General features: G+C 69.7%; 12 protein-coding genes and 1 pseudogene. 7 read left to right on the top strand and 6 right to left on the bottom strand.

The window, feature by feature from the left end:
* Window positions 1–14: 14 nt before the first annotated feature.
* Window positions 15–336 (top strand): annotated as a pseudogene (locus OO71_RS46450) (DJ-1/PfpI family protein); the annotation flags it as partial.
* An 88-nt stretch (window positions 337–424) separates the two neighbouring features.
* Window positions 425–592: a hypothetical protein gene (locus OO71_RS50125; RefSeq protein WP_156096326.1), complete on the top strand. Its 168-nt coding sequence runs from the start codon at window positions 425–427 to the stop codon at window positions 590–592.
* Between the two features lies 1 nt (window position 593).
* On the opposite strand, the gene OO71_RS16385 is transcribed toward OO71_RS50125, so the two are convergent.
* Window positions 594–1814, bottom strand: coding sequence for a serine/threonine-protein kinase (locus tag OO71_RS16385; RefSeq protein ID WP_084144979.1), 1221 nt, complete (start codon window positions 1812–1814; stop codon window positions 594–596).
* 168 nt (window positions 1815–1982) lie between these two features.
* Between OO71_RS16385 and OO71_RS16380 the strand changes: the two genes are divergently transcribed.
* A complete protein-coding gene (locus OO71_RS16380; protein ID WP_051791604.1) occupies window positions 1983–2804 on the top strand; it encodes an SAM-dependent methyltransferase in 822 nt (273 codons plus the stop codon).
* A gap of 186 nt (window positions 2805–2990) precedes the next feature.
* Here OO71_RS16380 and aspS read toward each other — a convergent pair whose 3' ends face one another.
* Both aspS and xylA read right to left on the bottom strand, forming a co-directional pair.
* The gene (gene aspS, locus OO71_RS16375; RefSeq protein ID WP_033290625.1) at window positions 2991–4220 is read right to left on the bottom strand and encodes an aspartate--tRNA(Asn) ligase; all 1230 of its coding nucleotides are present in this window, start codon (window positions 4218–4220) and stop codon (window positions 2991–2993) included.
* A 251-nt stretch (window positions 4221–4471) separates the two neighbouring features.
* Entirely contained in the window at window positions 4472–5620 is a 1149-nt protein-coding gene (xylA, locus tag OO71_RS16370; protein WP_033290624.1) for a xylose isomerase, read from the bottom strand.
* Window positions 5621–5695: 75 nt separating this feature from the next.
* Here xylA and OO71_RS16365 point away from each other — a divergent pair, with 75 nt between their 5' ends.
* From OO71_RS16365 to OO71_RS16355, 3 genes are all read left to right on the top strand, one after another.
* A complete protein-coding gene (locus OO71_RS16365; RefSeq protein ID WP_033290623.1) occupies window positions 5696–6817 on the top strand; it encodes an ROK family transcriptional regulator in 1122 nt (373 codons plus the stop codon).
* A gap of 26 nt (window positions 6818–6843) precedes the next feature.
* Complete coding sequence (locus OO71_RS16360) at window positions 6844–7404, top strand: dihydrofolate reductase family protein (protein ID WP_033290622.1); 561 nt, start codon at window positions 6844–6846, stop codon at window positions 7402–7404.
* Between the two features lie 82 nt (window positions 7405–7486).
* Window positions 7487–8689: an alkaline phosphatase gene (locus OO71_RS16355; protein WP_033290621.1), complete on the top strand. Its 1203-nt coding sequence runs from the start codon at window positions 7487–7489 to the stop codon at window positions 8687–8689.
* Here the strand turns inward: OO71_RS16355 and OO71_RS16350 are convergent.
* The 3 genes from OO71_RS16350 to OO71_RS16340 are packed head-to-tail and all read right to left on the bottom strand — an operon-like array spanning window position 8670 to window position 10089.
* Window positions 8670–9293 (bottom strand): dihydrofolate reductase family protein, encoded by a 624-nt coding sequence (locus tag OO71_RS16350; protein WP_033290620.1) that lies wholly within the window; start codon window positions 9291–9293, stop codon window positions 8670–8672. The two genes, OO71_RS16355 and OO71_RS16350, sit on opposite strands and share 20 nt — an antisense overlap.
* On the bottom strand, window positions 9290–9757 hold the full coding sequence (locus OO71_RS16345) for an SRPBCC domain-containing protein (protein WP_033290619.1): 468 nt from the start codon (window positions 9755–9757) through the stop codon (window positions 9290–9292). Before OO71_RS16345 ends, OO71_RS16350 begins: the two co-directional genes overlap by 4 nt.
* Entirely contained in the window at window positions 9754–10089 is a 336-nt protein-coding gene (locus OO71_RS16340; protein ID WP_033290618.1) for an ArsR/SmtB family transcription factor, read from the bottom strand. Before OO71_RS16340 ends, OO71_RS16345 begins: the two co-directional genes overlap by 4 nt.
* Before the next feature lie 361 nt (window positions 10090–10450).
* Between OO71_RS16340 and OO71_RS16335 the strand changes: the two genes are divergently transcribed.
* Window positions 10451–11896 (top strand): amidohydrolase, encoded by a 1446-nt coding sequence (locus OO71_RS16335; protein ID WP_033290617.1) that lies wholly within the window; start codon window positions 10451–10453, stop codon window positions 11894–11896.
* Window positions 11897–11930: the final 34 nt, after the last annotated feature.

Here is an 11930-nt window from a genome sequence, read left to right as displayed (position 1 = left end):
GGCCCGTTGACGGGATACCCGAAGTCCTTGCGCACGAACCGGACGGCGTCGAGCAGGCCGAACTGGAACAGCCGCGCGGTGCGGGATGCCGGGGCGACTGCGGACCTCGTTTCGCTTGCCGAGGGCGAAATCCGGGCCATGAACGGCGACATCCACCAAGGCGAGCGGTTCCGGGTGGACCCGGACAATCTGCGGCGTTCGGCAGCCGCGGTGAAGTTCGCCGGGGATTTCGTGCGTGCCGCGAAACCGGTCGGCGTGATCTGCCACGGGCCGTGGACGCTCGTCGAGGCGGACGCGGTCCGCGGCCGCACGCTGACGTCGTTCCCGGGCGTGCGCCACCCGGTCGGCTGACGCAGCGCAATTCGGTGGCGCGGGGATCGGGTGGCGCGGGATCCTGGTGGGGCAGGGAGGGGAGGTGGAAGAGATGACAGTGCATGCACGCCGGTACGGGCGGTGGTGCCGTCAGCATTTCGACCACCCCGAGCCGGTGCCCGGGGAACCGGCGCAGGAGCCGGTGCCGACCGAGGACGCGCGTGTGCCGGAGGCGGAACGGGAGCCGGTCGGGGAGGGCCGGGCGAGCCGCCGGGAGTGACTCACCCTGGTCCGAGTCCGGTCCGGTGGGGATCCTTTCCCCGTCCCGGGTCGTGGGGATTCCCGTGGGTTTTGGTCTTTCCCGGCGGGGTTCTGGGTGCCGCAGGACTTGACGAGGGACGCGAGGTGGTCGTCTCGCGGGGTGGTGGGGCGGTGGTCGAGGCCGAGGCTGGCGGGGGCGGAGCGGAGGGGACGACCGGTTCCGGCGACGTCGAGGGCGCGGGCGGCGGAGCCGGATGGTGGGAGTCCGGGCGTAACGGCGTCGCCAGCAGGAGTGCCACCAGTGCGACCGGGAGGGCCGCGGCCAGCACGGCACGCCGGCTCGTGCGGCGGCGGCAGAACACCGACAGCCGGGCCTTCAGCGGGAGCCGCAGCGTGTCCGTGCCGCGCAGGGCTCGGGCCACGGCGACCGCCGACGGCCGGGCGGCGGGGGTGCGGGTGGTCATCGCGCGCAGGGTTTTCGCCAGCGGGCCGGGCGCGTCCGGCGGGATCCGTGGCGACCGGTGCAGGCGGACCACCGCCGCTTCCGTTGCCGTACCCGGGTATTCGCGAGTGCCGGTGAGGCATTCGAGCAGGACCAGACCCAGCGCGTACACGTCCGCGGCCGGGCCGGGATGTTCGCCGGACACCTGCTCCGGCGCGAGGTAGGCGGCCGTGCCGACGACTGCGCCAGTCTCGGTCACGCGGGTGGCGTCGACGATGCAGGCGACGCCGAAGTCGGCGATCCGCGGGCCGTCCGCGGACATGAGGATGTTGGCCGGCTTGAGATCCCGGTGGGTCACGTCGTGCGCGTGCACATGCGCGAGCGCTTCGGCGAGCTGCGCGCCGAGCCGGGCGACGTCGTCGGCGGGCAGTGGTCCGGACCGCAGCCATTCGGCCAGGTTGGGGCCGCGCACGTAGTCCATCACGAGGTACGCGTGCCCCTCGTCGGTGCCCGCGTCGGTGAACCCCACGAGCCCCGGATGGCGCACCGCGCGCAGGGCGGCCACCTCCTGCTCGTGGCGGCTGCGGCCCAGCCCGACCGACCCGGCGTGGAACAGCTTCACCGCCACCGTCCGGCCGGTTTCCCGGTCAACGGCACGGTGTACGTGCGCCGTCGCGCCTTCGCCGATGCGCTCGCCGACCTCGTACCGTCCGGCCAGCACCCGGGGCGCGGGCCCGAACCGGCCCAGCGCGAAGTGTCTCGCGGTGGTATCCGCGTCGGACTCGCCAGAGCCTGCCATCGGCGATCTTCCTCTCCCCGCAGCGGGGAACAAACTACCCGCAGCCGCTCGCGGGCAAAAGCCGAGCCGTTCGGCGCACCGGGGTTCACCGCGGTGCACAGGGGGTCGTAGGCTGGGTACTGTCTGTCGCCGGGCATCGGAGCTTCGGCGGGGAAAGGCAGTGCCGACATGAGCGTGGGGGCGGTGGCCACCGAGCCGCGGTGGAGTCACGACCGGCCCAGTTCCGCGCGGCTCACCGACGCCCTGCTCGGCGGCCACGACCACTACGCTTGCGACCGGGACCTGGTACGCCGTCTGCTGGACGTCACGCCGGACGCCGCCGTCCCGGCCCGCGAGCAGCGGCAGTGGCTGGTCCGGACCATCCGGCACCTGGCCGCCCAGTGCGGGATCGACCAGTTCCTCGACCTCGGGTCCGGCCTGCCTGCTCCGGAGAACACGCATCAGGTCGCGCAGCGATACCGGCCCGGCGCGCGAGTGGTGTACGTCGACCACGATCCGGTCGTGCAGGTGCACGGTCGGGCGGTGCTGGAGGAGAACGAGCACACGCACGTCAGCGGTGCGGATCTGGCCGATCCCGGTGCTACGTTCGGGGATCCGGTGGTTTACCGGCACCTCGATTTCGAGCGGCCGGTTGCGGTTTTGCTGTGCGGGGTTTTGCATCAGGTCGCGAGTGCCGACGAGGCTCGGTACATCGTGCGGAGTTACGTGAGTGAGCTGGCTCCTGGGTCTTATCTGCTGTTGACGCACGATCATGTGCCTGGCGATGCCGCCAGCGGGGACCTGGTGCGGAGGTTGGGGGCGGTGCTGGGCCGGGAGGGCCTCGATACCGTGCACCGGGAGCGGGGGGAGATCGAGTCGTTCTTTGCCGGGCTCGAGCTGGTGGAGCCCGGGGTGGTGCCGTTGCACGAGTGGTGGCCGGAGGGGCCCCGGTTCGCTCCGTTGTCGAAGATGCATTTCCTGCGGTTGGGCGGGGTGGGGCGGAAGCCGTAACGGGGTGGGCACCCCGAAGCCGGAATTGTGACCGTGTTTCTGGCTTCGTATCGGGGTGCAGGGCGGGGGCTGGTTGCCCGGGTCTCGTGGGGTTCGCGCGTGCGGCTTGGGTGGTGGGGGAAGGCTGTGAAGGGAACTTTCACGGAATCAGATTCCGTGAAGGTGGCCTTCACGGACGTCAGGGGGTCAGGGGGTCAGGCGGTGCAGGTCCCGCGGGAAGAGGGTGGTGCTGCGGATGTTGGGTACGTCGAGGACTTGCGCGACCCAGCGTTCCAAGCCGATGGCGAAGCCTCCGTGGGGTGGCATGCCATAGGCGAAGGCGTCCAGGTTGTACTGGTCGGCGGTGTCGCCCAGTGCGGTGAGGTAGTCGGCGTATCGGTGGCGTCGTTGGCCGCCCGTTACCAGTTCCAGGCCGCGGAAGAGCAGGTCGAAGCTGTTCGACTTGGTGGGGTCCGTTGGGGCCGGGTGGGTGTAGAACGGGCGCTTCGCCATGGGGTAGCCGGTTACGAACAGGAATTCCGAGCCGTGTTCGCGTGCGGCCCAGTTGCACAGCCAGCGTTCGTGTGCGGGGGCCAGGTCCGGTTCGCCTCGGGGGTCTTCGTCGGTGTGGTGGGCCAGGAGTTCTTGCGCTGCAGCGAAATCCAGTGATGGGATCTCAGCAGGGACCGAGGGTGCATCCGGTCCGGCGGCCGTGGCCATCTCGGCGATGACGTCTCTCAATACGGCCATTACGTCGCGGTGGTCGGTGATGAAACCCAGCTCCGCGTCCAGGCTGGTGTACTGCGCCAAGTGCCGTGCGGTGTCGTGTGGTTCCGCTCGGAATACCGGCCCGACCTCGTACACCCGCTCGAATACGCCGACCATCGCCTGTTTGTAGAACTGCGGTGATTGCGCGAGGTATGCGGGGCGGCCGAAGTAGTCCAGCTGGAACACGTTCGCGCCGGATTCCGTTGCGGTGGAAACGATTTTCGGGGTGTGGATTTCGGTGAATCCGCGGGTGTCCAGTGCCCGGCGGAAGGCGGCCACGCTTGCGGCGGCAAGTTCGAATCGCTTGCGCAGCAGTGGATGTCGCAGGGCCGCTGCGGCATTGTCCAGTATTACCGGCAAAGTTGCCGGGACAGTGGGGCGGTAAAGGTCGAACGGTGGCCGTTTTACCGCCTCCGAAAGCACTTCCAGCGTTGGTTCCCGCAGTTCGACGCCATACGGGCTCGTGACCACTCGCCCGGTGAGGCGTACGACGGTTTCCTCCGTGACGTCCGGTGGGGTGGCGAACACCGCCTGCGCGGTACCGGTCCGGTCGCGGATCACCAGGAAAGACACGGATTTCAGGACGCGCCGGCGGTGTACCCAGCCGGCGATCGAGACGGTGGAGCCTACATGTTCATGCAGGCCGGCCACCGGGGTGCGGGTACTCATTCTTCTCCTGAGCGGGCATTCGGCAACCCTTGGGGGCGCGGGCGAGAAGGGCCACTCGCGGTACCACCGCACCTTCGCCGCCGGGAGAACCGGCGGCCTCGTTGGGGCCCGGTGACGGGGGCTGGCCGGCGGGGCATTTCCTCCCCGCACTCGGGAGTGTCTTCGCGCGGGGCGGGCGTCGCTGCCCCGGCGCTCTCCGTCGACGTGTTACCTCCACGGTATGCCACCGCGGCACGCCAGGTCGCCTGGTTTTACCGGACGCCGAGCAGGTGCTCCAAAGCCAGCTGGTTCAGCCGGGTGAAGTGGTAGCCGCGCTTGCCGGCAGCCTCGACGTCGAAGTCGTCGGCGGCCAGGTCGTCCAGCGTTTCTCCGTCAGCGAGCGTCGGGACGGCCAGCTCCGGCACGCGAGAGGCAGCCAGGGCCTCGGCGACGTCAGGATCCGCGCGGAACGCCCGCGCTTTCTCGCGCAGGATCAGGTACGTGCGCATGTTGGCGGCGGCGGAAACCCAGACGTCGTCGGGATCTTCGGTGCGCGGGGGTTTGTAGTCGAAGTGCCGCGGGCCGTCGTAACCGCCGTGCTCCAGCAGGTCGACGAGGAAGAACGCGCTGGTGAGGTCGCCGTGCCCGAAGACCAGGTCCTGGTCGTACTTCGGGCCGTGCTGGCCGTTGAGGTCGACGTGGAACAGCTTGCCCTGCCACAACGCCTGCGCGATGCCGTGCACGAAGTTCAGCCCGGCCATCTGCTCGTGCCCGACCTCGGGGTTGAGCCCGAACAGCTCCGGACGGTCCAGCTGCGAGATGAACCCGAGCGCGTGCCCGATCGTGGGCAGGAGGATGTCACCGCGGGGTTCGTTCGGTTTGGGTTCGAGCGCGAAGCGGAGGTCGTAGCCCTGCTGGACGGTGTAGTCGGCGAGGAGGTCCAGACCTTCTTTGTACCGGGCGAGCGCGGCCCGGACGTCTTTCGCCGCATCGGATTCGGCACCCTCGCGACCGCCCCACAGCACGTACGTCTGCGCGCCGAGTTCCGCCGCGAGGTCGAGGTTGCGCCGGACCTTCGTGAGCGCGTACCGGCGGATGTCCCGGTCGTTGCTGGTGAGCCCGCCGTCCTTGAATACCGGGTGACTGAACAGGTTCGTGGTCGCCATCGGCACACGGAGACCGGTGGCGGCGAGGGCTTGCCGGAACCTGCGGATCGCGGTGCCGCGGTCGGGTTCGGTGGCGAGGAGGTCGTCGTCGTGGAAGGTGACGCCGTACGCGCCGAGCTCGGCCAGCCGGTGCACGCTTTCGACCGGGTCGAGCGGGGGACGGGTGGCGACGCCGAACGGGTCGGCCGCGCGCCAGCCGACGGTCCACAGGCCGAACGAGAACTTGTCGTCCGGGGTGGGGGCGTAGTCGTCCATGCCCGTCCCTCCATTTAGTTCATGTTATAGACTAAATATGCGGTGCAGGCGTTTCGGCTGTCAAGGGGTGGCGGGATGACGCAACCGGTCCGGCACGACGCGATGCGCGCGTGCAACCTGGCGCTGGTGCTCGGCGAGGTGCATCGGCACGGAGCGCTCACCCGCGCCGCGCTGGCGGAGCTGACCGGGCTCACGAAGTCGACGGTGTCCACTTTGGTCGGTTCGCTCCTTGACGCCCGCTTCGTCGAGGAGACCGGCGCGGTGCGTGCGGGGGAGCGGGGCCGTCCGGGGGTCGAGGTGGTGCTCAGCGGCGCGCGGATGGCTTCGCTGGGGCTCGAGGTGAACGTGGACTACCTTGCCGCACGCGTCGTCGACTTCGCCGGTGTCTCGCGGGTTTCGCTACGGATCGAGCGTGACAACCGTGGTATCTCAGCGAGATCGGTACTGACAGCGGTGCGCAAGCTGGCGTCGGACGCGCTTGCCCAGGCGCGTGACCTCGACCTGACAGTCGCGGGCGCGGTGCTCGCGGTGTCCGGCCCGGTCCGTGACGGGGTGGTGCTGAGCGCCCCGAACCTCGGCTGGCGAAACGTCCGCGCGGATTCGCTGGGGGTACCGGTTTCCGTGGACAACGAAGCGAACCTGGCCGCGCTCGGTGAGCTGTGGTACGGCGGTGGGGGTTCGGATTTCCTTTACGTTTCAGGGGAAATCGGGATCGGCGCGGGGGTTGTAGTGGACTCCGCGCTGTTCCGCGGGACGGGCGGCGAGCTCGGACACGTCGTGGTGTCACCGACGGGGCCGCCGTGCCGCTGCGGGGCGTCCGGGTGCCTGGAGACGTACGCCGGTCAGGAGGCGTTGCTGCGCGCTGCGGGGGTGCCGACAGTGGAGGCGCTGGTCACGGCCCTGACTGCGGGGGCGTCGGCGGTTGCAGCTGCCGGGGAGGCGCTCGGACTGGCGCTGGCGTCGGCGGTGAACCTGCTCGACATCGACCGGATCGTGCTCGGCGGTGTCTTCGGCCGGCTGTTCCCCTGGCTCGCGCCACCCGTGGAGGCGGTGCTGACTGCCCGGCTGAGTGCGTTGCGCGGCTCGGTGCCGGAGTTACGTCCGTCCGAATTGGGCGATTCCGCCGCGACCCTCGGTGCCGCCGGGCGGACGATCCACCGGATCCTGGCCGATCCGGCGCGATTTCTCCCCCGATGACCGCGGCTCCCGGATATCTTGCCCCCATGCGAAGACTCATCCTGAAAATGTCGATGTCACTGGACGGTTTCGTCAGCGGCCCTCACGGCGAGGGCGAGTGGACCCTTCGCTCGCGCGGCGAAGACTCGGCTGCGTGGGTGCTGGACACGCTCCGGCAGGCAGGCGTCCACGTCATGGGCAGCCGCATGTACCGGACCGTGGCGAGTTACTGGTCCACGTCGGCCGATCCAATGGCCGCGCCCATGAACGAAATCCCGAAGGTGGTCTTCACGCGGCAGACGTCGTTCGAACCCGAAACCGCGGACGGGTGGGCGTCGGCGCGGATCGCGAGCGGAGACCTCGCCGACGAGATCCAGCGCCTGAAAGCGGAGCCGGGGAACGACATCCTCGCGCACGGGGGAGTGGAGTTCGCCCGCAGCCTGGTCCAGCTCGGCCTCGTCGACGAGTACCGGCTGGCGGTGCATCCGATCGCGCTCGGCTCGGGCCGCCCGCTCTTCGCCGATCTCCCTCAGCCGCTGGACCTGGAGCTGGTCAGCACCACGTCGTTCGAGGCAGGCGTCGTCGCGCAGGTCTACCGCCCCGGCTGATGCGTCCGATCAGGTGAGACCCCTACGCATGCCCTCCGCCGCTCATGTTAGGAAAGATTCCTAACTAATCGGGGAGGCTGAGATGCGCAAGGCGATGGTGCTCACGGCGGCGGCGCTCGTCGTGGCCGGGGCGGTACCGGCGGGGGACACCGCGACCGCGGCCGGGCATCCGCGGGCGCGCAACATCGTGTACATCCAGGGTGACGGCATGGGCGCGGCGCAGCGCGAGTTCGTCCGGCTGGCCACCACCGGGCGGGCAGGCGACCTCGTCCTGAACCGGCTTCCGGTCACCGGGCTCGTGCACACCGATCCGGCCGACCCCGACGAGCTCGTCACCGATTCGGCGGCCGCGGCGACCGCGCTGGCCACCGGGCGCAAGACCCGCAACGGCGCGATCGGGCAGGACGCGCAGGGCCGTCGCGTGCAAACCGTGCTGGAGCAGGCTAAACGGGCCGGGAAGTCGACCGGTCTCGTCACCACCGCGCAGGTCACCGGCGCTTCCCCGGCCGCGTTCGCAGCGCACGTGCCCTCGCGTGACCTGCAGAGCGAAATCGCGCTCCAGTACCTCACTGATAGCCGCCCCGACGTCCTCCTCGGCGGCGGCGAGGACTGGTGGCTTCCGAAGGGCGACCCCGGCGCGTGGCCGGACAAGCCAGGCGAGGAAAGCCGTAGTACGCAGGGAAATCTCATCGAGAAAGCCAAGCGGTCCGGCTACACCTACGTGCGCAATGCGGACGAACTCGCCGCTGCCCGCGCGCCGCGGCTGCTCGGGCTGTTCGCGAACGAGGACATGGTCGACTACGGCCCGGACGGCGAGGGTGCTTACCGCCCGAAAGTCCCGCTCGTGCAGATGGCGCGGAAAGCGCTTGACACGCTTTCCGCCAACCCGCGCGGGTTTTTCCTGTTCCTGGAGGAAGAAGGCATCGACGGGATGTCGCACGAGAACAACGCACACGGCGTCCTCGATGCCGGTCGCGCCCTCGACGCCGCCGTCGCCGAGGTGCTGCGCTTCACCCGCTCGCATCCGGACACGCTCGTGATCATCGGCGGTGACCACGAGACCGGCGGACTGTCCATTGAGGACGCCAACCCCGATGGCGACGGCCCGTTCCCGGTACCCGGCACGAAACTCTCACTCACCGTCGGCTGGTCGACCGGCGACCACACCGGCGTACCGACCCCGGTCACCGCGACCGGCCCCGGGTCGGACCGGCTCGACGGCACCCTCGACAACACCGACGTCTACCGTGCCATGGCCGCCAGTCTCACGAGGGAAGGTTCGTGACCCCGTCGTAGTCGGCGACCAACGCGGGCCCGGCGACGTCGTATTCCAGCAGCAGCAACGCGCTCGGCGTGGCCTCGTGCCGGACCAGCCGCAGGCCGGTTGCCGTTGCCGGGTGCGGAAACTGGCGGCGGCCCGCCCCGATCACGGTCGGCGTGACGACCAGCCGGACCGTGTCCACCAGCCCCGCCGACAGCAGCGCGCTGCCGAGCCGGGCGCTGCCGTGGATCTGCAGTTCTTTCCCCGGTTGCGCCTTCAGTTCCCGGACCGCGGATTCGCTGCGCAGAACCGTTGTCGGAGCCCAAGTTCCGGCCTCGATCGTGGTCGAGACGACGTATTTCGGCAGCGAGTTCATCCGCTCGGCGAACGGGTCGGCCGGGTCGGTGATCGCGGGCCAATCGCGGGCGAACGACGTGTACGTGCGGCTGCCGAACAGCAGGCCACCGGCGAGGTCGAGCCAGCCGGACGCACGGTCGACGAATGTTTCGTCGAGGTGTGGCACGAACCAGCCGCCGCGAGTGAAGCCGTCGCTGGTGTCCTCTGTGGACGAACCGGGTCCCTGGCTGACGCCGTCGAGGGTCACGAAGGCCGTGATGGCGATCTTCACGACGTTTCCGCCAGCCGGGCGAGCTGGCCGGTGGTGGTACCCCAGCCGTCGGCGAACCCGAGGTCCGCATGCCGGGCGCGGGTAGCAGCATCACCGTGACGGACGACGACGCGGTAGTCGGTACCGTCCGGATGGTCGCGGAGCACGATCTCGGCGGTCATCGCCACCGGCGCCGGGCTCGCCGGACGCCACGCACTGTCGAGCGCATTGGTGAACACGAGCCGCTCGTACTCGTCCACGACGAGAAAACAGGCGTCGAGATGCGGGACGAACACGTCGCCGTCGTCGCTCATCTGCGTGACGAACGCACCCCCGGCCCGCACGTCGAGCCGGTCGACGCGACACAGCGTGGGCGCGGGTACCCACCACTGGGCGAGCGCCGCCGGGTCGGTCCAGGCATCCCAGACGCGCTTGCGGGGCGCGCGGATGACGCGGTCGAGGCTGAGGTCGAGATCGGGGTTCACTGGTGTTCCTCCTGCTTGGTGACGAAATTCTCGAGCCGATCGGTGCGCCCGGCCCAAATGCGCCGCTGCTCGGCAAGCCAGTCCTCGACGAGCGCGAACCGCTCGCGGTTGAGCTCACACGTCCGCACCCGTCCGGACTTCACCGTGCGGATCAGCCCGTGCGACTCGAGCATCCGAACGTGCTTCATGAACGAGGGCAACGTCATGGGCGCCTCGTGCGCCAGATCACCGACACTCGCCGGACCTGACCCGAGACGCCGCACGACGGCACGGCGGGTCGGATCGGCAAGCGCAGTGAACACCCCATCAAGCACGCTCGAATACTGAGCCATGAGGCTAAGTATCCACACCATCAACAGTTAGCGCAAGAGCTAACTATCGAACGTGTCATCCCCACCGCCGCCGAGGCACCCACCCGGCCCCGGCACCCAGACCCGGCCCTGCTCCCCGATCCGCAGCCCCCACCGTCGTGACACTTGGGCTTCGGGGTGCCCCACAGCAACAGTTCCTGTCACGCGGAGAAGCGGCAACCGAGGGAGTCGAACCCTGCGCGGCGGATGAAGGCGGCGCCCGTAACCGGCCCTGACCCTTCGGCGGGCGACGGCTGCCCTTGTCACTCCATGATACCCAACACCCCACCAATCCCCGGGATTCCCGCTTCACCCGAACGGGCCTGGCTGGCAGGCTGAGCACATGGACGATCTTCTCCTGCGCCGAGTCCGGGTGGGCCTCCGCGGCCCCGTCGCCGACGTACGAGTCCGCGACGGTTTCGTGTCAGCCGTAGAGAAACCAAGCACCGCCTTCGCCGCCCGCATCCTCGACGGCCACGGCGGCACCCTGCTACCCGGTCTCGTCGACGCGCATGCACATCTCGCGCAGTGGGCAGCCTTCCGGCGGCGAATCGCCCTGGACGGAGCACAATCCGCCACCGGAGCCGTCGAGCTACTGATGGAAAAGCTCCTGGCAACTCCACAACAGCAGGGCGAGCTCGTGGTGGGCGTGGGGTTCCGCGACGGATTGTGGCCGGACCGGCCGCACAAGGACCTGCTGCAGCGCGCAATGCCCGGCCGCGCGGTCGCGTTGTTCAGCGCGGACCTGCACACCCTGTGGCTCAGCCCGGCCGCGTTGCGGCTGATCGGCCGCGACCATCCCACCGGTGTGCTGCTGGAAAACGACTGCATGAGCGCGACTGCCGCGCTCCCGTCCGCGCCGGTGGAGGTCCAGGACGCCTGGGTCGCCGACGCACTCGCCGCGGCCGCCGCGCGGGGTGTGACGTCAGTGGTCGACTACGAATACACCGACACCGTCGCCGACTGGACCCGGCGATCCCGGCCGCTCACGCGGGTTTCCTGTGTCATCGCAAGGCATTTGCTGGACGAGACCATCGAGCGCGGCCTTCGCACCGGCGACGTCCTCGAGTCGGGGGACGGGTTGCTGACCGTCGGCCCGTTCAAGCTGTTCGTCGATGGCTCGCTCAACACCCGCACCGCGTACTGTCACGATCCGTACCCGGGTTCCGGCGAGACGGGCCTGCTGGAACTGCCGCCGGAAGTACTCGTGCCGCTGATGCGCAAGGCGTACGACCACGGCCTGATCCCGGCCGTCCACGCGATCGGCGACCACGCGAACACCATTGCCCTGGACGCATTCGCCGAGGTCGGCTGCCCGGGCCGGATCGAGCACGCCCAGCTGCTGCGTTCCGAGGACGTCGCGAGGTTCGCCGCGCTGGGCCTGGTCGCGAGCGTGCAGCCCGCACACCAGCCCGACGACCGCGACGTCGCCGATCGCCACTGGCACGGCCGCACCGATCGCGCGTACGCCTACCGTGCGCTACTCGACGCCGGTGTGCGCCTGGAGCTGGGCTCGGACGCCCCAGTCGCGCCCCTCGACCCGTGGGACGGCATCGCCGCCGCAGTCGGCCGCACAGATGATGATCGTCCGCCGTGGCATCCCGAGCAGGCAATCCCGCTCGCCGCCGCCCTGGCCGCTTCCGCCGGGGGCCGGAAGGGCGTCGAGGTCGGCGACGTGGCCGACCTCGTGCTCACGGCGGCCGATCCAAGCGACCTGTCCCCGGCGGAACTACGCGAGATGCCCGTATCGGCGACGATCGTCGCAGGGAAGGTCGCTCACCTGGCGTGAGAGCTCAAGTCCGTGAAGGGAACCATCACGGAAT

The organism is Amycolatopsis jejuensis (genome assembly GCF_000717335.1).
Classification (GTDB): Bacteria; Actinomycetota; Actinomycetes; order Mycobacteriales; family Pseudonocardiaceae; genus Amycolatopsis; species Amycolatopsis jejuensis.
Note: the sequence above shows the minus strand (reverse complement) of the source record. Positions and strands in the feature narration are given on the sequence as shown.